Consider the following 22752-nt stretch of genomic DNA (forward strand, 5'->3'; position numbering starts at 1 on the left):
TCTTAAAACAAGCGATCATTAGTTATCTATAAAACAGAAATAACATGCCACTAAATTCATTTGTAACGCTCGGTCGTTCGGGTCTTCATGCCATCAAGCGTCTGGATGAGATCTCAAAACCAACGCTCAATTTCCCCTACGATTTCCTTGGTAATACCATCAATCTTTCTCAAGCCGGCACTACGGTTAATGGTATCACATCACAAATTACACCGATGACGCCGGCAAATGATGCCGAGCGGCATTAATAAATATCCACACAAATAATTCACATCTACAATCTATTTAAAATGAAAAAAATCTTCATCACTTTAGTGACTATCCTAAGCACGGGCCTTTTAGCAAGTGCACAAATTCAAAAAGGTAATGTAATGGTTGGCGGCAATTTCGCCAATATTAATCTCGGCCTCAACGATCCGAAAATATTTAGCCTTGACATTACCCCCAAAGCCGCCTGGTTTATTCAGGATAATGTTGCATTAGGCGGATATGTAAATTTAGGCATCCAAACGGCCAAAGGTTCTAACACCACCACCAGTTACGGTGCCGGCGCTTTGGGCAGATATTATACCGGTTCGGATGTTTCGGTACTGAAACACGGGCGCATTTTTGCCGAAGCTACGGTAGGTATCGGCGGTGTTAATGTAAGTAATGGTGGCGGAAACACTAACGGACTAAACCTTAGTGCTGGGCCAGGTTTTGCCTACTTTATAACGCCCAATATAGGCCTGGAAGCACTATTGAAATACAACGGACTTGTTGGCTTTGGCAGCCAGGCTTATCAGAGCAATCTGAATTTTTCGTTCGGTTTACAGATATATCTTCCGGGTAGTTCAACAGCAAGAAAAATAAAAGGTGATATGAATTAGTATTCCTTTCAGACGGCATATTACCCGGGAAAAATTTAGCCTGTGGCCGGTGTTTTCACCGCGCCACTCCCGGGTTTTACCAGGTTGTTGTGGCTATAGCTCTGCTTCGGCAAGTAGCTGAATTTGACGAAAAAACGCTATGCAACGCGCCTGCGGGTTTAGCGTTTGGGCAAACGTAAGCGTGGACGCTTACCGACGTTATTGCACCAAGTGCGGACACATGGTGCGGCGGGGATTGTTAGGGTTGAAAAGCGACGCTGCTCTGCCAGATAGCCGCAAGTGGGCATGCGGCAGCGGAGTACGGGTCTTTTACTGTATTAAAAATGCCTTGTTTTTTGTAATATTAAAGAATGAATAATGGCATTGTTAAAAACTGTTTTAGGCCTAACTGTAATAGCCAAATGCTGCTCCTCTTTCTTGTATTATTTATCAGCTCTTGTAACAATAACTTAAAAAAAACAGCGCCTACACAGCTCCCCGATACAACCCCAAAAACAATCAATCATAAAATGACGGGTAAAGAATTGGTGTACAACCTTGAAAAGGCAGGATATTTCAAATACACAGACAACGACAAATTAGCATTTGTTCAGGATTCTATAATCAAACATTTTGAAACCGATAAAGTATTCATAACGGAGTTTAATAGCAAACCTCCGTTTAAATCTTATGATCTAAGGTTTTATGATTGTGGAGATGGTGAAGAGTTGTATGAAGAAGGAGGGGTGATTGATTTATTAAAAGAAATGCAACCGTTTTTTGATAAAAATCGAGTCAAACTACATTACTCAGATGACAATTACATTAATGATTTTCATAGCATTAAGATAAATGGCAGAACATATGTTATGGCCAAAGGCAGCTTGTTAATGTGGGGCGAAACTATGGCTCAATTTGTTGAAATGGTAAACTTCGAATTACAAGATCAGCATTCTTCTGAAAGGCTATATTTAATGACCAATGAAAATGAATATATGATGTTCTTAACGCAAGAACAATATGATATTTTAACCGCTAATCTTGCTTTTGACAAGCGGCCGCAGACGGTAAATGAATGGGTGAAAAACAAAACCGATGAAATGCAAAGAATGATGAATAGGTAGCTGCTCCTGCGGCAGCGGGGTAAGATAAATGTCGCATAATACCCCTCTTAAGTCGGTTTTACACAGCGCGAAATCTATATCAGCTGCCTATATTCGTATGGTCAACACACTCAGCACAAATTAACGCACACATCATGAAAAAGGTCTTTAAAGCATCTACAGCCCTCAAACCCATATTAGTAATTGCTATGCTGTTTTTTACCATATTTCAGTCCGCAGGGCAAAAGTTGAAACCTGCCGCCAGCGGCTATGCGCCGGTTAATGGCATTAAGGTTTATTACGAGGTTTACGGCCAGGGCAAGCCCATCGTTTTGCTGCATGGTGCTTTTTATACCATTGAGATGAACTGGGCGGAGCTGATTCCCGAACTATCCAAAACACGGAAAGTAATTGCCCTCGAAATGCAGGGCCACGGGCACTCACCATACTCGGATAGGAAATTAGACATCGTTTCCCTGGCAAGCGATGTGGCGGGTGTGATGGATTATTTAAAGGTTGACAGTGCCGATGTTGCCGGATATAGCATGGGTGGCTCTATAGCTTACCAGTTTGCCGTGCAATTCCCCAAAAAGTTAAATAAATTGATCATCATTTCTTCTACCTATAAAAGCAGTGGCTGGTTGCCGGTAATAAACAAGGCGTTTGAAGGTTTTAAGCCTGAATTTTTTGATAATACCCCACTGCACACCGGCTACGATGCGGTAGCACCCGATAAAACAAAATGGCGGAAATTTGTGGAACAGATGATTATTTTTTCCGGCGAATCCTTCGACGTAGGCGACAGTAACATCGCCAAAATCACCGCGCCGGTATTGCTCATCTCGGGCGACAATGACGGCCTGGATAAAGTGGAGCTGATGAAAACCTACCAGTTACTGGGCGGCGGTGTAGTTGCCGATATGGTACCGATGCCCAAATCGCACCTGGCCATTGTACCATCGCAGGGCCACGTCAGCCTCATGATGCAGACGAAGATGATATTGGGTTATTTGGATGGGTTTTTGAAGTAAAGCATCATTACTATCGCCGCTGCCGCAAGCCTCCCGGCTTGTGGCCCGTATGCAAGGTAGCCATTATGTAATTGGCAGGGTTGAAAAGCGATGCTGCTCTGCCAGGTGGCCACAAGTGAGGATACTTGCGGCAGCGGGGGGCGGTCATGGGATAACGAAGCTTCCCCTAATTTCGCGTCGAACTTGCACCGGGTTTAACTTTTCCATCGAGGATGTCTAATACGCTTTTCTTTAGGTCCTCGTATTTAAAATTGTCGTTAAAGCCGATATTATAAGTAAAATGGGTATCTCCCTTAGTGCGGCATAATAAATATTTGGTGCTGCCCAGTTCAACCGATATAGGCGAATACTCTGTTTGTACCCTATCTTCTATGTTATTACCCTCGCCCACCACATAAAAAAGGTGTTTGTTGAAGACATCGGTCGATGTATCCTCGTATCGTTCAAATGCCTGGATTAATTTACCGTTCCATTTAAATTGGTCGAAACAGAACATATCTTTCATGTTATCTTTTAAAAGTCCGTTTTTATGGGCCTCGTACAATTTATCACGGTAAGGCTTTGCCTTGGCATAATCTTTTTGATGATAGTAAATCTGAATGAGCTTTGCATAGCTATGGTAATCATTGGGGTCTAAGGTCAGCAACTCCAGGTAGGCAGGTTCCGCTTTATCATAATTGCCGTTTTGCGCTTCAAAGAGCCCGATATTAAATAGTGCATTGGTGTAGGAGCTGCTGCGTTTATTTATTTTTTGCTTAGCGATATAAAAAGCTTCTAAAGCTTTGTCGACTTTTTTTTGATCCGAATAAATTTGCGCAATCATTGAATAGGGCCTATCGGGGCAAGGCGTAAGCCCTGTTGCCGTTTTATACGCCAGCAAGGCCGAATCTGGTTTTTCCAGGTTGTAGTACGAGTCGCCAAGCCCGCTATAGAATACGGCATCAGTTGTTTTTAACTTAATGGCCAGCCGGAAATTTGTAACGGCTTCCGGGTACTTCTGCATATAATTTAAGGTAGATGCCTTGATGTAGTAGGGTGCCGGGTCTGTTGCGTCTTTTGCTAAGGAGAGGTTCATCAGCTTAAGGCAATTGGCATCGTCTTCCTTCATGTAATAGGCCATCCCAATGTAGTACAAGGATTTTGCTGAATAGTTGTTAGCCTTAGATCCATACCGCTCAATTATTTTGTCGTATTTGTTGCTGTCGGTCAATGCTTTTAGTTCGGCTGTCACATTGTCCTGAGCAAAAATGGACAGGCTAAAAAGAAACAGGATGATAGTTGCTAAAAGATGTTTCATGACCCTAAATTAAAGATTTTAGATGGTTTGTAAGCTGGTTAAATTATTAACCGCCAACCTTTTTTCTTGTTGAATACTTTGCGATTGCGGCACCAATTAAACCGCATAGAGCGGCAAATGCGGTCACTATTATTATCGTTAATATCCAGGCAACCACGGTTGGGTCGTTCTTAATGTGCCCTGTATTCGCTTTTAATAACATCGAGATTTTCCAGCCGACTGTCGAGTCGAAAAATCCAATAACTGCTGCGGTTAGTACCCCCGCTTTGAGGTTTATTTTTTTTGTAGCCCAAAAACCGAAGAAGCAATAGATGATGAATGAACCCACCGCGAAATAGGCGGAGTTAAAATTAAGCTGACGGGAAGCTATTGCTGTTAAAGCATCAAATGCACCAATAGTGAAGCATCCAATTAAATATAATTTGTATTTAAGGCTCATATTTTGTTGATGAGGTTGAGGGTTTAAGTTTAAACCAAAGTAGCAAAAAAAATCCCCGCCTCGGCAAGTGTCCGCACTTGACGAAAAAATTTGGCAAGCGTCCAAGCATGTGGGTTTAGCATTTGGGTTAAGGTAAGCAATGCCGCTTGCGGTGGCGGCGATATTTTGTTAACTTAGAACTTCGTTAAGGCAAATTTAAAAAACAACAATGAAAACAATTCCGGGACTAACAATCAATGAATCACACTACGATTTGGCTGATAACAAGAAAGGAACAATTGCTGTATTCATTTTTTCGGGCGACGGCGATCCAGCAAAAGTATTGGATTACGCAGTCAGAGAGTATGTTGAAAGCAACGGATATCATGAGCTAATTGATGCAAATTTGGATAACCCATGGATGCGAGTTGTTATGAGCGATATCAATGATATGAGACAAGCAAGCTTTGATCTTGATACGCACAAATTAGTCAAGCAATAACAGCACGGCATGTCAAACAGAGTAGTAGAGGATAAGTACACCTCAATAATAGACGCAGTAGGTTATTGGTTAGGATATCAATTTAAGATAGGGCGTGAGCAATTAATACACGAAGCAAGTCTTAGGTATCCGATAGCTGATACAATTACAGCTAAGGGAATATCAGTTAACCGAATAATTCTTGAAAAACTTCATCCTTTATTTAAAAGTAAAAAAATAGACTTAGTTATATTTGATGAAACCGTTGATGAACCTGCAACGGAAAATGATGACACAAAATTAAAGGAGGTATATGAGTTTAAACTTGCAAAAAGCGACATGGCTAAAGAGCAAAGCGATGAGCATCAACGGATATTCGACGATGTAGTGAGGCTAGGATATTATAATAAATGGGGTAAGAAGGAGTGTTATTTTTTGATGTGCGGTAGATACGAGGAGTTTAAAACTTATTTTGTCGGGCAGGAAAGGGTAATGAAAAATGAAGCTGGTAAAAACATTGTGCCGGTTCGTAGAAAGGCAAAGCAAGAAAATTTAGCTCAACAGATACTTGATGACCCATGGAAACCAGATGGACTGTATAAAGATTGGTTTGGTTTTAAGATTGGAGAAAGTAAAACAATCGAGTTTACAATTAATCAATCAATGCCAACGGGGACATGGGGATTGAAAAGGTTTCAGGAAGAATATAAAATAAGGAACGAGGATAAACATTTTTTTTCAAACAGTATAAAGATTACAACAACGTGTTTGGCAATTACGCCTCCAGGGGAGAAGAACCGAACTCATGCTGCGGGTATTTGGAAGGTGGAATCAATAAATTGAATCTCCCCCCTACACCCACCTACTCAAAAACGCCCCGAAAGCATCCTTATACTGATCCCCAACCGTAATGTTGATTTTGCCGATTTGCATGGCGTTGCGGGTGATGGAGTTGATTTTATCCAGCGATACGATGTAGGAGCGGTGCACGCGCATGAAGCGTTTGGCGGGTAGTTTTTCTTCCAGGGCCTTCAGGCTGCTGAGGGTGAGGATGGCTTTATCGGTGTTCTTCAGGAAAATCTTGACGTAGTCTTTCAGGCTCTCGAGGTACAGGATATCGCTCAGCGCAATGCGCACCAATTGGTACTCTACCTTTACGAAGAGGTAATCGTCTTCCACCCGTTCTGAAACAGGCGGCGCTGCCTCTGCTGCTGCCACTGCAACTGTGGTTGCGGGATTGTTGGATTTGTGGAGCAGTTCGGCGTAGGCCAGGGCCTTGTTGGCCGCGTGCAGGAACTCTTCGTAATTGAATGGTTTCAGCAGGTAATCCAGCGCATCTACGCGGTAGCCTTCCAGCGCAAACTGGTTATAGGCGGTGGTGAAGATGATGCGGGGTTTGCTTGGTCCGCGGGCATCCAGCACCCGGGCCAGTTCGATGCCGTTGAGGTTGGGCATCTGTATATCCAAAAAAATGAGGTCTACCTTGTGCTGCTGCAAGCCACCCAAGGCCTCTACCGCGCTGCCGTATTTGCCCACCAGGGTAAGGAAGGGGGTTTGTTCAATAAAGGCGCATACCAGCCCAAGGGCCAGCGGCTCATCGTCAACAGCAATGCAGTTTATGGTCATGGTTTATAATGAAAGCGTTAAGTTAACGGTATAAACATTCGTTTCCAAATTGTTATCTACCTCCAGTATATGCTTGCCGGGGTACAGCAAATCTAACCGGCGGATGGTATTGGCCAGTCCGATGCCTTTGTTGTCCTCCAGATCCGCACCCTGTTTTTTGTAATTGGTGTTCTGCACGTGCAGCTTTACCTGGTTTTCGTCCTGGGTAATACGCACTGCTATGGTGCTGGGTAGGGTATCGCTTACGCCATGCTTAAAGGCATTCTCCACAAAGGGCAAAAACAGCATAGGTGCTACAGGGTACTCTTTTAGCGCGCCCGGCGAGGTGTAGTTTACCGTTACCTTATCGGTAAGGCGCAGCTGCATCAGGCTGATATAGTCTTTGATGAAGGCAATTTCCTGGCTTAGCAGGGCGGTGCTGTTTTGGGTATCGTACAACACATACCGCATCATGCGCGAAAGCTGGTGCAGCGCTGTGCGCGAGGTTTCTACGTTTACCAAAGTAAGTGCGTATATGTTATTGAGTGTATTGAAGAAGAAATGCGGGTTTATCTGCGCTTTTAAAAAGGAAAGTTCGGAGCTTATTTTATCGGCCTCCATCTGCTGCTGCAGTTCTTTATTCTTTTGCCAGCTTTGTATAGTAGCCACGCTGGTACTGATACCCAGCACAAGGGAAGTAATAGTGATGGTAAACGTATCGAAGTTGCCGTGCTTGCCAAAGCCGCGCCTGATAGGGCCGCGTTTATGAAAAGCTTCTTCCAGCAATTCGCGGATGTTAAAAAACTTGTCGGCAAATCCGGTTAAATACACAATGGCTATAATAATGGCCGCAAGCAGCAGAAAGTAAATACCGTTGCGCTTTTTCAGCAAAAACATAGGTACCAAAACGTGCGCGTTTAAATAGTACGCGCCGATGAGCAAAGCAAATATAAAGGTTTGCTTTACCCAAAACTGGTAGGGCACCTCTATATCGCGCAAAAAGGGCTGGTAAAACAGCAGTATGTTACCCAACACTATCCATATCAGCGCCTGGATAAGGATGCTGCCAAAAGAACTTTTAAACCGTTGAAGTATCATTTAATTAACAGGTTTGTAAACAGGATGTTACAATATTACATATCCCCGGTCCATATCCCCAACCACAATCTGCGGGGAGGGCGTTTTTACCGATGAACACGTAAAACAAACCGCCGAAAGTCCGCTTATATGCCTTTTGGCTATTGCGGGCTTTTTATCGGTTAAAATGGGTTATCCGTCTACACATTGCCCTTATCGGTCTATCCCGTTTTTTCAGCCGCATCCAAAACTATTGTTTTGTGTATCATCAAAAAATATATGAAACAAAAATACTTATTCGTAGTCCTTTTCTTACTGCTCAATGTAAAGGTATTTGCCCAGGCAGGCAGGGATGTAAAGGGGGTGGTGAAAGATACCGCCGGTGTTACCTTGCCCGGTACCACCATCAAAATGTTAACGGGCAAAGATAGCAGCGCTATCATTACCGATGCTAACGGCACCTTTGTTTTCCATAACGTTACCGTGAAGGAGTTTAGCCTGGTAGTGCTGTCTTTGGGCTATCAGCCTGTAAAACGCCGTTTTACGCTCGATGATAAAACAACCCCTTTTACGCTGCTGCCCATCATATTGAAATCAGACACGCGCATGCTGGGTGTAGTAACCGTTACCGATGTTAACGCCGTAAAACTTAAAGAGGATACGGTTGAATACAACGCCGCCGCCTATAAGGTACGCGACGGTGCGCCGGTAGAGGATATGATCAAAAAAATGCCTGGCCTGGATGTGGATAAAGACGGTAACGTAACCGCACAAGGCAAAAGCGTTACCAAAGTACGCGTAAATGGCAAGGATTTTTTTGGGGGCGACGTGAAAACCGCCACGCGCAACCTACCCGCAGATATCATACAAAGCATACAGGTGATTGATGACTACGGCGACCAGGCCAACATTACCGGCGTAAAAACCGGCGAGCCGGATAAGGTATTGAACATTAACATTAAACCCAGTAAAAACTATGGCTACTTTGGCCAGGCCAGCGTTGGCGGCGGGCAGGATATGTTACCCAATGCAGATGAGAAAGGCCGCTATGTAGCATCGGGCAATCTCTTCAGGTTTGATGGCGACAGGCAACTGGCCGTTTTGGGTAACCTTAACAATACCAATACCAACCTGTTCAGTTTCGGGGGGGCTCCCGGAGGTGGTGGCGGCGCGCGTGGCGGAGGCCCTCCGGGCGGCAATGCCAGTAGCGGCAATGGTATCACCACCGCGCGCAGCATAGGTTTCAATTATCGCGATAGCTGGAGCAAAAAAACAACCGCATACGGCAGCTATAGTTTTGCCAACAACACGGTGAATACTACCAGCACTACCATACAGAACAACATATCTATTAATAACCCAAGCACCAACAATCAAAGCAGCGTACAGGAAACCAGCAACCTTAACCACCGTTTCAACTTTAACATAGAGTACAAGCCCGATACGGTTAACTACCTGAAGATATCGCCCAGCTTTGCCTTTGCCGGTATCACTACCGATCAAACTGCGGCCAACCAGCTGATCAATGCCACGCAAACCATATCCGATTATACCTTCAGTTCGTACCTGCATTCTACCGCGCCAAACTACGGCGCTAATGTGCTGTACAACCACCGGTTCGCCAAAAAGGGGCGTAACTTTAGCCTGAATTTGGGGGCAGGCTCCTACAATATCGATCAGTACCAAAACCCTGTTTACACCTACATTGCTGGTAGACGCAATGCGCCGGCCAACCAGTTGATCAATACCGAAAGCCGCACCGATAGCGTGGGCGTAAACGTATCGTACCTGGAGCCATTGGCCAAAAAGTCGTACCTGGAGTTTACCTACGGTTATAAATACCAAAACACCACTGCCGACAGGAACACCGATACCCTTACCGATGCCGGTGTGCGCAACAACTATGCGCTGCTTACCAATAACTACGAGTATAATTTTACCACCAACCGCTTTGGGCTTAACTTTCGCTTTGTAGATAAAAAGTACAACTACACTTTAGGTGTGGTAGCGCAGCCATCGGTGCTGCAGGGCAATTCGCCGGGCTATGCGGTAAACCGTAAGGAGGAGTTCAACGTAGCACCAACCGGCAGGTTCATCTACAATTTCTCGCGCAGCCAATCGGTTAGTATCAACTATAACGGCAGCAGTCAGCAACCTTCTTACACGCAGCTACAACCCGTTACCGATTATTCTACGGCATCATACCCCGTGAAGGGTAACCCCGATCTGAAGCCGGAGTTTAACAACGTGCTTTCGATACGGTATAATAAGTTCGATTTTGCCTCTGGCAACGTGTTTTTCAGTAACCTGAGCTTTACGCAGAGTAACAACAAAATTGTATCTACCACCATCAACTACCCGGTAAACGCATCAGATCCTAACCTGGCAGGTACTATCTTAACCACCTACCAAAATGCTGATGGTTACTACGCCGGCAACGCGTTCTATGTGTTTGCCAAGCCATGGGCCAAACGCAAGTACAACCTGTTTTTTCAGGGTAATGCCAACTACAACAACAATATATCGTACATAGGCGGTTTCGGTTCCGATGGTTTATCGCTGGAAAAGAACATCGCCAAAAACCTTGTACTATCACAAGGGGTAAGGTTTAGGGTGAACGTTACGGATATTATTGATGCGGAAGCCAATACCACCTACGCTGTTAACCGCACCACTAACACACTAAGCGCGGCCAACGTGAACACCAAATTCAGTACCCTTACACTGGGATTGAACGGCAAGAACTACTTCTTTAAGGATTGGACACTGAGCTACGATTTCAGCAAGCAGATATATTACGGCTACACGGGCTCAACCAACCCCAATATCCTGAATACTTATGTAGAACGCCGCTTTTTAAAAGGCAACGTAGGTACCCTGCGCTTTGCGGTAAACGATGTGTTTAACCAGAACACCGGCTACAGCACCACCAGCAGCGGTAGTAACATTACGCAAACCAATTCCAATAAATTGGGCCGTTATTTCCTGATGACGTTTACGCTTAGGCTGCAGAAATTCGCCGGTGCCAAACCATCTGGTCCGGGTGGCCCTGGCGGCCCGGGTATGGGTGGACCAGGCATGGGCGGCCCGCCACCGTTTTAATCTAAAGCTTTTTACTGATCTGTTTCTATATTCAAAAATTCGAGGAGGCACCTGTGAGGGGTGCCTTTCGCATTTAACACGAATTATTCGAATGGAGACGAATGTCACGAATGCCTAGCGACGTGGCTCTTTTTTAGTTCGTGAAATTCGTCTCAGTTTGAAAAGATAGGATCTGTAAAATAAACTGTGTCAAGCCAGGTAAGGGGCCATGGCTCCCGAGATTATTACCGGCCAAAAATGCTATCCTTTTAACCCATATTTGTCAATTATTGGCTGCCTTTTTTCAGGGAAGGTGGTTACTCCAAAGCGCTTATCAAGGCTTTTCAGCCGCTGAGCAATTTGTGGGTCTTTCGGCGTCAGCTGGTTCTTCATCATATCCGGGAAAATCTGATGGAAGAGTTCTTCCAGGAAATCTTCAAAGTTTTGATTAAAGTACATGTCGATAAACCGGAGTGGCTTTTCAGAATTATTCCAAAAAGTATGCTCAAGTTTTCTAGGTCTGAAATGCCAGCCGCCTGCTTCAATTTCCTCTACCTTGCCATCTACCATCACTGTAGCCGTCCCTTCCAGCACCAACATAAGTTCATCGAGGTTTTTGTGTAAATGTGGTGCGGGCCCCATTGTACGGGCTGCAACTGCAGTTTCAACACAGGAAAATTGCAGGTTGGTTTTAGAACTTCTTACCAGGGTACGGATATCAATTCCGCCTGGCCCGGGTTGCAAAGGTTTTTGCGGCGGAACGTAAAAAGGTAAAAGCGGTTTCATCACCTTATGTTCATTTTCCTTGCCGGATGCCAACTGCGACAACCCAATACCCACTGTGGCCAATGCCAGATTCTGAACGAGGGTACGCCGCGAAATAGTAGAATTACTTTTCATTTTTTTTGATCATTTAGGTGCTTGTTGCGTTAATCAGAAAATAAAAATACAGTTAACAAAAACAGCAAACAAGGGCGTTACCTGAAGGTAATTAGCTTACCTTTAGGTAATAAAAAAAATAGCATGTCTCAAAAAGATCTTTACACCGGTTGCCCTGTACAGCATGCCCGAAAATATATAAGCGGAAAATGGCAAATTCCCATCCTTTGGTATTTGAAAAAGCAACCGTCGAGGTTTGTGGAATTGAAAAACATTTTGCCGGGGATAAGTGAAAAGGTATTGACACAAGAATTGCGATTTTTTGAAGCAAGCGGTATTATCGAAAAAGAAGTTTATACCTGTATTCCGCCCAAGGTAGAATACCGGTTGACATCGCAAGGCTTAACCCTTATCCCGGTGATACAAAATATTATTCAATGGGGATATTCTCATTTGCAGGAGGAGAAGGCGAACCGTTCGATGCGTTCAACTCCGGTTAGTATTATCACCGAACTTGAAGCCATAAATAATGCCTGAACATTATGCCCGGCCTTTTTCTGTTGGTGGCATACCGCAAAAATTATAAAGGCCTCTTTGCTTTTCAGCCTGCGGTATAATTGTATATTTGACACTAAATATCTAAACGCCACTTTCATGAAACCTCACCAGAAGGGCCTTGCCCTGCTCTTATTTTTTGTTGCCGCCATGGGTTATGCGCAGGCACAATCTGCCCGTACTGTGGCCGATTTTGATAAAGGATGGAAATTCCATTTAGGGGATGTAAAGGACGCCGATCAGGCTTCAGCCGCCGATAAAGATTGGCGCAGCCTGAACCTGCCGCACGATTGGAGCATAGAGGGCACTTTCAACAAAGATAACCCGGCAACGCCCGAGGGTGGCGCACTGCCAGGCGGCATAGGCTGGTACCGTAAAACTTTTACGGTTCCGCTGGCATCGAAAGGTAAACAAGTTTATATCGATTTCGACGGTGTTTATCAGCATAGCGATGTTTGGGTAAACGGACATCACCTGGGTTTCAGGCCCAACGGGTATATTTCTTTCTGGTACGAGCTGACCAAATACCTTAACTACGGCGGCGTAAACGTTATTGCCGTAAAGGTAGATAATTCGCAGCAACCCAACTCGCGCTGGTATTCGGGCAGTGGGATATACCGCAATGTTTGGCTGGTAACCACGAACCCGGTAGCAATTGACCATTGGGGTACTTATGTAACTACGCCGAATGTGAGCACTAAAAGTGCAGTGGTTAATATCGATATAAAAGTTAAGGGCGAACCCGACCCCCGCTACTATAAATTGATTACCACTTTATATGATGCACAGGGAAAGCCGGTAAAAACAGCCTCGGCCGATGTTAAGTTTACGAAGGACAGCACAGTTTCTGTCAATCAAAAGTTGCTGATAGCAAATCCTAAATTATGGTCGGTTACTACGCCGTACCTCTATAAAGCGGTTTCGAAATTATACCGTATAAGTATGCTTGCGAACGAGCCTTTAGCTTATATAGACACCTACACCACCCCGCTAGGCATCCGAACCTTCGAATTTGATGCGGATAAAGGCTTTATATTAAATGGCAAACCCATGAAAATATTAGGCGTTTGCGATCATCACGACCTCGGTAGCCTCGGCTCCGCCATCAATACCCGCGCTCTCGAAAGGCAATTGCAGATACTGAAAGGCATGGGCGTAAACGGTATCCGTACCTCGCATAACCCGCCTGCGCCTGAACTGCTGGACCTTTGCGACAAGATGGGCTTCATTGTGATGGACGAGGCCTTCGATATGTGGAAGCAGGAAAAAACCAAATACGATTATCACCTCTTTTGGGACGAATGGCATAGAAAAGATCTGGAAGACCAGATCCTGCGCGACCGCAACCACCCATCGGTATTCATCTGGAGCATCGGTAATGAAATTGGCGAGCAATACAGCAAAACCGATACCGTTGGCCGTGTAATAGCCCGCGAACTGGCCGGTATAGTTAGGTCGCTGGATAAAACCCGGCCTATTACCTCTGCCAATAACGACCCGAGCGTAACCAGTAATATCATTGCTTCCGGTGCGCTGGATCTGATTGGTTATAACTATCACGAAAACGAGTATGCCGGTTTCCATAAACGCTATCCCGGTAAAAAGTTCATCGCTACAGAAACTACCTCGGGCCTTGAAACACGGGGCTACTACGATATGCCGTCAGACAGCATCCGGATATGGCCCTCACAATGGGATAAGCCGTTTGTACGCGAAGGCAACAACGTTTCGGCTTATGATAACGTGCGACCACCATGGGGCTCTACCCACGAAGCTACCTGGAAGGTGATGAAAAAGTACGATATGCTATCGGGCATGTTCGTGTGGACCGGCTTTGATTACCTGGGCGAACCAACGCCGTACAGCTGGCCATCGCGCAGTTCGTATTTTGGTATTGTAGATCTGGCGGGCTTTCCTAAGGATATTTACTACATGTACCAAAGCGAGTGGACCAATAAAACGGTGCTGCACATCTTCCCGCATTGGAACTGGGAAGCAGGCAAAACCGTTGATGTTTGGGCCTATTACAACAATGCCGATGAGGTAGAGCTTTACCTCAATGGCAAATCGGTAGGCATCAAAAAGAAAACCGGCGACGACCTGCACGTAATGTGGCGGCTGAAATACGAGCCGGGTACGCTAAAGGCAGTATCGCGTAAGAACGGCAAGGTAGTTTTAACCAAAGAAATACATACAGCAGGCACCCCCGCAAAAATTGAGCTGACTGCCGACAGGAGCAATATCAAAGCTGATGGCAAAGACTTATCGTTTGTTACCGTAAGGATATTGGATAAAGACGGCAACGTAGTACCCGATGCCGATAACCTGGTAAACTTTAAACTAACAGGTGTGGGCACTATAGCCAGCGTTGATAACGGCGACCCGGTAAGCCACGACCCATTTAAAGCCCATTACCGCAAAGCCTTCCACGGGTTGGCATTGGCGATAGTGCAGGGCAAAGAGTTGAGAGGTACGATAACCTTAACGGCAACATCGGCAGGGTTGGCACCGGCAACGGTGGTGATAAAAGCGAAATAATACAACCTTGTCATTTCGAACCGAGGAACGAGGGAGAAATCTTGTTAGAGCGAAAGGTAGCAGGCTCTACATCACGAGCAAGGTCACGAACTTTGCATGATTAACAAGATTTCTCCCTCCTTATCGCTTACTCGGAATGACAATGTTCTTTTTCCTACTCAGTCAGCGGTTTCAACCCCATCTTTACCGCCAGCTCATTTAAATCTTTGGCAACGGCATCCACCAGTGGGATGCCGTTTTGCATTCGGTCCAGTTCGGCTTCCAGTTCGGGTTCGCCGGGGATGATGACCTTTTGGTTGGGGTCTATAGTGGAGGCTGATTTAAAGCGTTCGATCCAGATATCCATATCGGACTTGAACGCATCCGCAGGCCGGAAACCGTCAACCCGCATTGCACCCAAAAAATGTCCTATGCCCTGGCCGGGCGGGTTTACCGGCGACTCCAGGAACGATACAAAGGGTGGTACCCACGGCCCGAAGCCTGCGCCAGATAACACGCCCGACAAAATATCCACCGTAGCGCTCAGTCCGAAGCCTTTGTGGCTTCCGTGTTCGCGGTCGCTGCCGAGGGGGAGCAGCGCACCGCCTGCTTTAAGGGCGTGCGGGTCGGTAGTAGGGTTGCCCTGTTGGTCCTGTATCCATCCTTCGGGTACCTGCTTGCCGCTGCGCTGGGCTATTTCCAACTTGCCATTGGCCGCAGCAGAGGTGGCCATATCTACGATTACCGGCGGGTATTTGCCTGCCGGGAAGGCGTAACACATGGGGTTGGTGCCCAGCAACCGCTCGCCCGAAAAGGTGGGTGCAACCAGCGGACTGGCATTGGTCATGGCGAAGCCGATCATATCCTGCTCCACGGCCATCAAGGCATGATAACCCGCAATACCGAAATGGTTGGAATTGCGCACCGAAACCCAGCCCGAACCATAAACTTTTGCTTTGTCTATAGCCACCTGCATGGCAAATGGGGCAATCACCAGACCAAGCCCGGCGTCGCCATCAATTGTGGCTGTGGTGGCCGTTTCATGGATAATGCGGATGTTGGGCGTGGGGTTGATGCGTTGCTTCTCCCAAAGGCGTATATAGCCGCTAAGGCGGGCTACGCCGTGGGAATCTATTCCCCTCAGGTCGGATTTAAGCAATACGTCCGCAGCCAGTGAGGCGTGTACTTCGCTGCAGCCCATGGCGAGGAAGATATTTTGGGTGAAGAGGCGGAGTTGGGGTTCGGAGATGAGCATGGGGCAAAGATAAGCGGCCCCCTCTAAATCTCCCCCGGCAGGGGAGACTTTATTATTTTGTTGCCCCGCGTAAACTACACCCGGTAGCAGCGAATACTGGCCATTGTGGTTAAGGCCTGCGCAGTATAAGCGGAGGACGGGGCTACCCGCCGATAGCAGTAAAGGTAGTGCTTTACTAACTATTATATGCCTATATTGCAGTACATCAAAGTGATACCCAATGAAATCGCGCAACTCCCTTATCGTCTACGCCATTATAGCGGCTTCTTCACTATTAAATGTTTCCACCTATGCCCAAAAGCCTCGCGCCCGTGATATCGGCATTCCCTTTGAAGGCATGCCCGGGCCGTTTAACGCTATTACGGATGTAAAGGGCGTGGAGGTGGGTTACTCTACCATTATCAGCGGAAGCGGAAAAAACATTAGGGGCAAGGGGCCGGTGCGTACGGGTGTTACGGCCATACTGCCGCGGGGCCGCAACAACAGCCCGGTGTTTGCCAACTGGTACAGCCTTAACGGCAACGGTGAAATGACGGGCACCACCTGGGTTACCGAGTCGGGTTTTTTGGAGACACCCATCATGATTACCAATACCAACAGCGTAGGCGTGGTGCGCGATGCGGTGCTGAAATGGTTTGTGCAAACCGGCTGGTACCACGACGATTTTTGGTACACCTATCCCGTAGTGGCTGAAACCTACGACGGCTTTTTGAACGATATATACGGTTTCCATGTTAAAGAAAGCAACGCTTTTGAGGCATTAAATACCGCGAAAAGCGGGCCTTTGCAGGAAGGAAACGTTGGCGGCGGTACGGGCATGATGTGCCTGGGCTTTAAAGGCGGCACGGGAACTTCATCGCGCGTATTCACTATCGGCAAGCAGAAATATACTTTGGGCGTGTTGGTGCAAAGTAATTTTGGCGCGCGCAAAAATCTCACCATTGCCGGTGTACCCGTAGGCCGCGAACTGAAGGATACGCTGAAAGCTAAATTCATGGCATCGCCCGATTTTAAATACCAGGAGGGGCAGGGCTCTATCATCGTTGTGGTAGCTACCGATGCGCCTTTGTTGCCGCACCAGCTGAAACGGATAGCGGAGCGCGTAGCATTGGGCGTGGGCATTGTTGGCGGCCGTGGCGAAAACAGCTCGGGCGATATCTTCCTGGCGTTTTCTACCGCCAACCCAGCGGCTTTTAAGCGTGAGGGGAATGCACAAGTAGAGATGTTATCTAACGATCAGATAAACCCTTTATATGAGGCCACCGTTGAAGCCGTACAGGAGGCCGTACTGAACGCCATGGTTGCCGCCGATACCATGGAAGGCATTAATGGGAATACATCCTACGCACTGCCGCATGATGCGGTGATGCGGTTGTTGAAGAAGTATGGAGCGGTGAAGTAAAAAAATAGTGAGAGGATTGTACGTGGAAAAACTAGCCCTTTAAATGATATAGGCCAAAATGAAAATAATACGAACAGCTATTCCGTTGAATGGATTTAATATCGATGAATTAACCCAACCGTTTACATTTAATGATTTCGATATAATCAAAAATCCTGTATTCTTACAACGAGAATTCGGATTTCCCATACTGGTTAAATATTTGGGACTTCACGAGTTTAATATTTTAGTCGATTCAATCTGTTTTTATGCAGCGATTGGATGCCCAGATGAAATTTGCGAAAACCCGATGCTCTTATCAATTCCGGCTTTTGATAAAATTGACATATTTTTAACTTGCTTATGGTTTGTAAAAGACAATAGCTGCAATGCACCGAATTTGTTTTCCTACGTGCTAGAAAGCGGAGTGTATAGCTTCCTTAATTCACATTCTTTATATACCACTTGTATAGGTTCCCACGTAGAAACAAAGTTTACTGACGAAGAACTAAACAGGACAGTCGAAATAGTTCAAAAATTACTGAACATTGCAGAAAATGATACATTCAATAAGTCAATCTATACAGATGCAATAGTAAGTATACCAAAAAATGGAATTCATTTGGGCATAATGAATCAGGTGGACTACAACCTGAGAAACAGAATCGAACGCGCGTTTTTATTTCTGAAGTCGGCGAGAAGCTCAAGCTTCATTCTCATGAAGATTTCATTGTATATGAATATTTATGAGTGTTTATTCACCACAGATGCTACGGAGATAGTACATAAGATGGCTGAAAGAGTCGCTTGTTATTACACTAAGGATAAATCGGAGAGACTGCTTACTTTTCGCCTAATTAAAGACGCGTATAAAATTAGGTCGAGATACTTTCATGGTAAAGAACTTGAAAAGAAGACAACATTTACGAGCACTCCAGACCTTTTGCAGCGGCTTGACAATCTTACAAGGATTGTTTTAACAAAGATAATCATTGAAGATTCATCAGTTTTTTTAAGAAAAGATTTGGAACCATATTTTGAGGAGTTGATTTTTTCCTGATAGGCTTATTGTGATTTTTGAGAGTAAATTCGCCATGGTTGCTGCCGACACCATGGAAGGCATCTACGGCAATACCTCATATGCCTTGCCGCACGATGCGGTGAAGAGGTTGTTGAAGAAGTATTGAGTGGTGAAGCAAGATTTGGGATGGTAATGATGCTAGCCATAGGTTAAAATCGGGAAGAGTGCTATACCGAAGTTTGGGAACTTGGCGCTGTGTAAAACCCCAACTCGTCATTTACTTTTGTTAAAATCAACGTATTTATTTTTGAGCGATCATCCAAAAGTTCAACTGGATAATATGTTTGCACTCTTAAGTAGTTTTGCACTCCGCCGCCTTTTAGCGATTTATTTAATGAGCGAAACCAAATTGCGTAGTCGATTCCCTTTAAGTTTAAAAAGATAAATTGTTTATTAAAATATTGACAATCAATCGATTTTGAATAAGTTTCAAGAATAAAGAAAACTTCCTTTGGAATGTTTCTAAAATCAACGGCCGTGTTTCTATGGTATGTTTTTCCGGGGCGGTTGAATTTAACAGATTCTGCAAAATGTCCGAAGAGGGTGTGTATGTAAACGAAGCTGTCGATTACAACCAAATTACCACAAAGATTTAACCTTTCTTCTAAAGCGTTGCCCTCCTCGTAATATTCTTTAATTTGGAGATAAAGATATTTACTATGTAAAACGAGTGCTTTTTTAATGTATTTATGTCTATTTGAACCTTCGCCTGAATCTCTTGAATATTTTACAAGTTCTTTAATCAGTCGGTTTGTTTCGCTTGAGATTGTTTGTAAAATTTCGGAAGCAAATTTTTGCCCTTCTATTATATTTAACCATTGCTCAAAATGTGTATGTAAAAAATCGGAATCGATGCGTTTTTGGGAGGGTGGTATTATAGTGTTCGCTTCCCGGATTACACCCCAACCGTCGTGATCCTGCCAATAAAGCAAATATTTTTGCCAAAATAAAAAGTCAGAACATTGATCAAAACCCTCAGCAGTCAATTTGGGGGCATTTGGATCATAAGCGTGCAAGCCTCTAAGCCCCAAGCAAATAAATTTGGATTCGGCTAGTGTCAAAACTTCTTTTGCAACAAGTTTATTGATAAGCGTTTGGGTTATTTCCTGGAATCTTCCCTTTGGTAAGCTATGTGCTTTTAAAAGTTCCTCTCTCGTATATGTCATATTTCTTCTTCCGTCAATACAGTAAACTTAAACTCCAACGGCTCAAAGTTACGGATGAATTAATCTCTGAACATCCCAACCTGCTCCATTATTTGGGGGGGGGGACGCGAAAGGATGAGAGCCCGTACATGAAGAGGAGTGGGGCGTTTATTTCAAAAAAACACACCGTAAATAATCCCCAACAAAGTAATCGCCTGAAACAGGTAGCAGAACCTGGTGAATATCTTACCCATTCGTACACCTGTAATAAACTGCCCGATAAGCAACAGGAACAGTGCGCAAAAAACGCCCGTCACTATACCTGCGCCTACTGTTGCGGCCCCAAGTTTGCCGGCATGGTGTTGAGGTGCGAAGTAGTTATAAATGTAGAGGGCCAGGCACAAGGCCCAATACATCCAAAAACTCCTATCGGGTATAGATGACATACGCGCTGCCGGATGCGGGGTTAATTCTTCCTCTATTATTTGATTACCAATTAGTTATTGATATTTTCTTTAATGATTCTATGCTATAAAAATCTACCGAACTTCTTTTTTTTGAATTATTATAAAATAGGATATCACTTTTAGTTCTGCCTATATAGTAATAACTCTGTGTCGACTTGATAGTATCTGAAGCTGTAGCTACATACGTGCCAGTATATGCGTCGCCAAATCTAACATCAACGTTTTTCTTCAATCCCATATATCCATTATTGAAGAATAAAATAGTTGAGACAAAAAATAGCACTCTAAACTTATCTGAAATGGTCGGGTAAATCGTCTTAATTAGCCATGAAACAATAAGGCAAATAAACACCGACATTACACAAACTATTGCCGAGAAATAATAATTCATGAAATAAATTAAATCGAAAGAGCTAAAATAAATTATAGTCAAAGACACACAAATTATGACAAACCCAATAATTAACTCTCGCGTTGAATGATAAAAAAAACGGTCTTTGTACTTAAGTATTTTACAAGGTTTCTTCCGCTCGCGCGGTTTCGGCCGAGTGAGTTTAAGAATAAATATAATAAAGAGAATAATTAGCAATTCTAATAAAACATCAATAGTGTCAGAAAGCGATAAAGGCAATAGTTCACCTATATCTAAATGTGCCAGTATATTAATCCCGAAAAGCCTATAATAAATGAAGATGTTAAGCGTACCGGAACCCAATACTATTATTGTGATTAAAGGCAGCAATCCTATAATTTTTGAAGTTATATCATCCTGATTATCTTCTTTATTCATTGTGATTAGGTTACACCTAAATATCAGAAGAATTACAAATAAATCATATAATATTATTGGTATTCTTTTACAAAAGAACACGCATTATAATTATTCAAGAACAATTGTTGTAAAATATTATCCTACTCCGTCAACACCGTAAACTTAAAATCCAACGGCTCAAAATTACGGATGAGTTCATCAATGAATAGCTGCCCCCATTTTACGTAGGATAAGCCGAAGTTCTCCTGCCGTTCCTGCAGACTGTTTTTGGGGAAGAGATCGATTTTGATGTGTTCTATCTGTTCCAGCCGGGTTTGGTAGTTGCGTTTCTCGGCCTTTACCAGTTTCTTTTGGAAGCTATCCATCGCATGTTTCAGCCGGGCCTGTACGGCGGCGGCAGAAGGGGCAAGGGTAGGGTCGATCTTGTGCGAGCGGAGTTTGATCTTTTCGAAGGTGCGTTCAATTTCGCGCCATTCTTCGGTAAGGGTAAGGTCGTGATTGCTGTGCTTTTTTACCCAGCCGTTCTTTATCTCGTCGGTGCTTTTGAATAGTTCGGCAGGTGCAAGCTCCATGCTCTTTATTTTGGTTGCGGTGTCCTTCGGGATAACCAGTGCCGAATTGCGGAGGATAAGGATGGGGAAATCGACACCGTAATAATCAAAATTCGATTTCAGTTCCAGCCAGTAAACTACCTCGGCACCACCGCCAATGTAGGCGATGTTGGGCAAAATGCACTCCTGGTAAAGCGGGCGCATCACCACATTGGGGCTAAAGCGTTCGGGCGCGGAGGCTATTTCCTTTTTTAGTTCTTCTTCAGTAAAGCTGATGTCGGTGTTGTTTACCTTATAAAGCCCATCTTCAAATACAAGGCGTTCGCGCAGCTGCTCCTTCAGGTAAAAGAAATTGATTTCGCGCGGGTTTACCTGTATGTGCACGCCAAGTGCCTGCAACTTTTCGTTTACGGCGCTGATGTTCTTAAAACTATTCTGTTCGATGACATCCCGCTCGATGACAGGGGCGAAAGATTGTTTGAGGCGATGATCGTCGGCATCGATGATAACCAACCCGTAACGGCCAAACAGGGCGTTTACCAAATAACGGGTAGCATCGGCCAGTTTATCGAAGGCCGTATAGGCCGTTTCTACCATTTCGCCCAGTTCTGCGGAATGCCCGTCTATACCCAATACGCCTTTATATTGGTTGAGTGCCTGGCGCATGGTATCGGGGTTGATGCGGCCAGTTGCGCCGGATGCCTCGTACCACCAATGCACTTTCTTGCCGCCAATATTGGTGTAGTTGATCTCCGCAAAATCATGATCTTCTGATGCCATCCAGTAAACCGGTACGAAGTCTTTATCGGGATGCGCTTCTTTCAGTTCGCTGCAAAGCTTAATGGCGGTTACTATCTTATAAATAAAATAAAGCGGACCGGTAAAAATATTGAGCTGATGCCCGGTGGTGATGGTATAAGTGTTAGGAGCAGCAAGCGATTCAATCTTTTTACGCACGATCTCTACGGCTTCTAATTCAGGCGCGCCGTTTTGGGCGTTTTTAAAATACTGTTCGGTTAAAACTTCCACCAAGAGCTGGCGGTCGGCAATAACTTTTTTGTGTTCGAATAGTTCGGCGAAGCCTTTCAGCGTGGGGCGGTGACTGTAAAATGATCTTAACTCCGGCAAATCGTCGAGGTAGTCGATAACGGTTTGGGAAAAGTATCCGGTTTCTTTATAGTCAATACAGGCAGCGTCCATTTGATTTA

21 protein-coding genes are annotated in these 22752 nt (G+C 44.8%); 11 read left to right on the plus strand and 10 right to left on the minus strand.

Translation table 11 applies throughout. The annotated features are described in order from the left end of the window. The first annotated feature begins 44 nt into the window (after window positions 1-44). The 4 genes from E2R66_RS00120 (at window position 45) to E2R66_RS00135 (ending at window position 2982) form a co-directional block, all read left to right on the plus strand. Window positions 45-248 carry a hypothetical protein gene (locus E2R66_RS00120; RefSeq protein WP_192901930.1) on the plus strand — a complete coding sequence of 68 codons (204 nt, stop codon included), beginning with the start codon at window positions 45-47 and terminating at the stop codon, window positions 246-248. 42 nt (window positions 249-290) lie between these two features. After that, complete coding sequence (locus E2R66_RS00125; protein WP_133230178.1) at window positions 291-869, plus strand: hypothetical protein; 579 nt, start codon at window positions 291-293, stop codon at window positions 867-869. Window positions 870-1219: 350 nt separating this feature from the next. Continuing rightward, window positions 1220-1972 (plus strand): hypothetical protein, encoded by a 753-nt coding sequence (locus E2R66_RS00130; RefSeq protein ID WP_133230180.1) that lies wholly within the window; start codon window positions 1220-1222, stop codon window positions 1970-1972. Window positions 1973-2106: 134 nt separating this feature from the next. Beyond that, window positions 2107-2982 (plus strand): alpha/beta fold hydrolase, encoded by an 876-nt coding sequence (locus tag E2R66_RS00135; RefSeq protein ID WP_133230182.1) that lies wholly within the window; start codon window positions 2107-2109, stop codon window positions 2980-2982. A gap of 166 nt (window positions 2983-3148) precedes the next feature. Here E2R66_RS00135 and E2R66_RS00140 read toward each other — a convergent pair whose 3' ends face one another. Together E2R66_RS00140 and E2R66_RS00145 are read right to left on the minus strand one after the other, a co-directional pair. Then, window positions 3149-4279 carry a tetratricopeptide repeat protein gene (locus E2R66_RS00140; protein WP_133230184.1) on the minus strand — a complete coding sequence of 377 codons (1131 nt, stop codon included), beginning with the start codon at window positions 4277-4279 and terminating at the stop codon, window positions 3149-3151. A 46-nt stretch (window positions 4280-4325) separates the two neighbouring features. Further along, window positions 4326-4718 (minus strand): hypothetical protein, encoded by a 393-nt coding sequence (locus E2R66_RS00145; RefSeq protein ID WP_133230186.1) that lies wholly within the window; start codon window positions 4716-4718, stop codon window positions 4326-4328. Between the two features lie 208 nt (window positions 4719-4926). Between E2R66_RS00145 and E2R66_RS00150 the strand changes: the two genes are divergently transcribed. Both E2R66_RS00150 and E2R66_RS00155 read left to right on the plus strand, forming a co-directional pair. Continuing rightward, complete coding sequence (locus tag E2R66_RS00150; RefSeq protein WP_133230188.1) at window positions 4927-5199, plus strand: hypothetical protein; 273 nt, start codon at window positions 4927-4929, stop codon at window positions 5197-5199. A 9-nt stretch (window positions 5200-5208) separates the two neighbouring features. Then, a complete protein-coding gene (locus E2R66_RS00155) occupies window positions 5209-6021 on the plus strand; it encodes a hypothetical protein (RefSeq protein WP_133230190.1) in 813 nt (270 codons plus the stop codon). A 9-nt stretch (window positions 6022-6030) separates the two neighbouring features. On the opposite strand, the gene E2R66_RS00160 is transcribed toward E2R66_RS00155, so the two are convergent. Beyond that, window positions 6031-6804, minus strand: a complete 774-nt coding sequence (locus tag E2R66_RS00160; RefSeq protein WP_133230192.1) for a LytR/AlgR family response regulator transcription factor — start codon at window positions 6802-6804, stop codon at window positions 6031-6033. Window positions 6805-6807: 3 nt separating this feature from the next. Next, entirely contained in the window at window positions 6808-7881 is a 1074-nt protein-coding gene (locus tag E2R66_RS00165; RefSeq protein WP_133230194.1) for a sensor histidine kinase, read from the minus strand. 258 nt (window positions 7882-8139) lie between these two features. Here E2R66_RS00165 and E2R66_RS00170 point away from each other — a divergent pair, with 258 nt between their 5' ends. Next, a complete protein-coding gene (locus E2R66_RS00170) occupies window positions 8140-10962 on the plus strand; it encodes an outer membrane beta-barrel protein (protein WP_133230196.1) in 2823 nt (940 codons plus the stop codon). A 240-nt stretch (window positions 10963-11202) separates the two neighbouring features. Here E2R66_RS00170 and E2R66_RS00175 read toward each other — a convergent pair whose 3' ends face one another. Then, window positions 11203-11841, minus strand: a complete 639-nt coding sequence (locus E2R66_RS00175; protein ID WP_133230198.1) for a cupin domain-containing protein — start codon at window positions 11839-11841, stop codon at window positions 11203-11205. Between the two features lie 123 nt (window positions 11842-11964). Between E2R66_RS00175 and E2R66_RS00180 the strand changes: the two genes are divergently transcribed. Further along, window positions 11965-12357, plus strand: a complete 393-nt coding sequence (locus tag E2R66_RS00180) for a winged helix-turn-helix transcriptional regulator (RefSeq protein WP_133230200.1) — start codon at window positions 11965-11967, stop codon at window positions 12355-12357. A gap of 117 nt (window positions 12358-12474) precedes the next feature. Continuing rightward, window positions 12475-14913, plus strand: a complete 2439-nt coding sequence (gene galB / locus E2R66_RS00185) for a beta-galactosidase GalB (RefSeq protein WP_192901931.1) — start codon at window positions 12475-12477, stop codon at window positions 14911-14913. 154 nt (window positions 14914-15067) lie between these two features. Here the strand turns inward: galB and E2R66_RS00190 are convergent, their stop codons facing one another. Continuing rightward, complete coding sequence (locus tag E2R66_RS00190) at window positions 15068-16147, minus strand: Ldh family oxidoreductase (RefSeq protein WP_133230464.1); 1080 nt, start codon at window positions 16145-16147, stop codon at window positions 15068-15070. Window positions 16148-16367: 220 nt separating this feature from the next. On the opposite strand from E2R66_RS00190, the gene E2R66_RS00195 reads away from it, so the two are divergent. Both E2R66_RS00195 and E2R66_RS00200 read left to right on the plus strand, forming a co-directional pair. Next, window positions 16368-17549: a DmpA family aminopeptidase gene (locus E2R66_RS00195; protein ID WP_133230202.1), complete on the plus strand. Its 1182-nt coding sequence runs from the start codon at window positions 16368-16370 to the stop codon at window positions 17547-17549. Window positions 17550-17607: 58 nt separating this feature from the next. After that, entirely contained in the window at window positions 17608-18588 is a 981-nt protein-coding gene (locus E2R66_RS00200) for a HEPN domain-containing protein (RefSeq protein WP_133230204.1), read from the plus strand. Between the two features lie 188 nt (window positions 18589-18776). Here the strand turns inward: E2R66_RS00200 and E2R66_RS00205 are convergent, their stop codons facing one another. From E2R66_RS00205 to bshC, 4 genes are all read right to left on the minus strand, one after another. Then, a complete protein-coding gene (locus E2R66_RS00205; protein ID WP_133230206.1) occupies window positions 18777-19775 on the minus strand; it encodes a hypothetical protein in 999 nt (332 codons plus the stop codon). Between the two features lie 152 nt (window positions 19776-19927). Continuing rightward, window positions 19928-20200 (minus strand): hypothetical protein, encoded by a 273-nt coding sequence (locus E2R66_RS00210; protein ID WP_133230208.1) that lies wholly within the window; start codon window positions 20198-20200, stop codon window positions 19928-19930. Window positions 20201-20243: 43 nt separating this feature from the next. Beyond that, window positions 20244-21011, minus strand: coding sequence for a hypothetical protein (locus E2R66_RS00215; RefSeq protein ID WP_134737895.1), 768 nt, complete (start codon window positions 21009-21011; stop codon window positions 20244-20246). A gap of 122 nt (window positions 21012-21133) precedes the next feature. After that, entirely contained in the window at window positions 21134-22744 is a 1611-nt protein-coding gene (bshC, locus tag E2R66_RS00220) for a bacillithiol biosynthesis cysteine-adding enzyme BshC (RefSeq protein WP_133230210.1), read from the minus strand. Window positions 22745-22752 lie beyond the last annotated feature (8 nt).

This window comes from Mucilaginibacter psychrotolerans, from assembly GCF_004519315.1.
In the GTDB taxonomy this organism is placed as follows: domain Bacteria; phylum Bacteroidota; class Bacteroidia; order Sphingobacteriales; family Sphingobacteriaceae; genus Mucilaginibacter; species Mucilaginibacter psychrotolerans.

Bases quoted from the DNA above. Each gene is read 5' to 3' on its own strand.
- E2R66_RS00130 (WP_133230180.1), top strand. From the start codon at position 1,220: ATGAATAATGGCATTGTTAAAAACTGTTTTAGGCCTAACTGTAATAGC.
- E2R66_RS00145 (WP_133230186.1), bottom strand. From the start codon at position 4,718: ATGAGCCTTAAATACAAATTATATTTAATTGGATGCTTCACTATTGGT.
- E2R66_RS00210 (WP_133230208.1), bottom strand. From the start codon at position 20,200: ATGTCATCTATACCCGATAGGAGTTTTTGGATGTATTGGGCCTTGTGC.
- E2R66_RS00155 (WP_133230190.1), top strand. From the start codon at position 5,209: ATGTCAAACAGAGTAGTAGAGGATAAGTACACCTCAATAATAGACGCA.
- E2R66_RS00170 (WP_133230196.1), top strand. From the start codon at position 8,140: ATGAAACAAAAATACTTATTCGTAGTCCTTTTCTTACTGCTCAATGTA.
- E2R66_RS00195 (WP_133230202.1), top strand. From the start codon at position 16,368: ATGAAATCGCGCAACTCCCTTATCGTCTACGCCATTATAGCGGCTTCT.
- E2R66_RS00200 (WP_133230204.1), top strand. From the start codon at position 17,608: ATGAAAATAATACGAACAGCTATTCCGTTGAATGGATTTAATATCGAT.
- E2R66_RS00215 (WP_134737895.1), bottom strand. From the start codon at position 21,011: ATGAATAAAGAAGATAATCAGGATGATATAACTTCAAAAATTATAGGA.
- galB (WP_192901931.1), top strand. From the start codon at position 12,475: ATGAAACCTCACCAGAAGGGCCTTGCCCTGCTCTTATTTTTTGTTGCC.
- E2R66_RS00150 (WP_133230188.1), top strand. From the start codon at position 4,927: ATGAAAACAATTCCGGGACTAACAATCAATGAATCACACTACGATTTG.
- E2R66_RS00135 (WP_133230182.1), top strand. From the start codon at position 2,107: ATGAAAAAGGTCTTTAAAGCATCTACAGCCCTCAAACCCATATTAGTA.
- E2R66_RS00140 (WP_133230184.1), bottom strand. From the start codon at position 4,279: ATGAAACATCTTTTAGCAACTATCATCCTGTTTCTTTTTAGCCTGTCC.
- E2R66_RS00160 (WP_133230192.1), bottom strand. From the start codon at position 6,804: ATGACCATAAACTGCATTGCTGTTGACGATGAGCCGCTGGCCCTTGGG.
- bshC (WP_133230210.1), bottom strand. From the start codon at position 22,744: ATGGACGCTGCCTGTATTGACTATAAAGAAACCGGATACTTTTCCCAA.
- E2R66_RS00180 (WP_133230200.1), top strand. From the start codon at position 11,965: ATGTCTCAAAAAGATCTTTACACCGGTTGCCCTGTACAGCATGCCCGA.
- E2R66_RS00205 (WP_133230206.1), bottom strand. From the start codon at position 19,775: ATGACATATACGAGAGAGGAACTTTTAAAAGCACATAGCTTACCAAAG.
- E2R66_RS00190 (WP_133230464.1), bottom strand. From the start codon at position 16,147: ATGCTCATCTCCGAACCCCAACTCCGCCTCTTCACCCAAAATATCTTC.
- E2R66_RS00175 (WP_133230198.1), bottom strand. From the start codon at position 11,841: ATGAAAAGTAATTCTACTATTTCGCGGCGTACCCTCGTTCAGAATCTG.
- E2R66_RS00120 (WP_192901930.1), top strand. From the start codon at position 45: ATGCCACTAAATTCATTTGTAACGCTCGGTCGTTCGGGTCTTCATGCC.
- E2R66_RS00125 (WP_133230178.1), top strand. From the start codon at position 291: ATGAAAAAAATCTTCATCACTTTAGTGACTATCCTAAGCACGGGCCTT.
- E2R66_RS00165 (WP_133230194.1), bottom strand. From the start codon at position 7,881: ATGATACTTCAACGGTTTAAAAGTTCTTTTGGCAGCATCCTTATCCAG.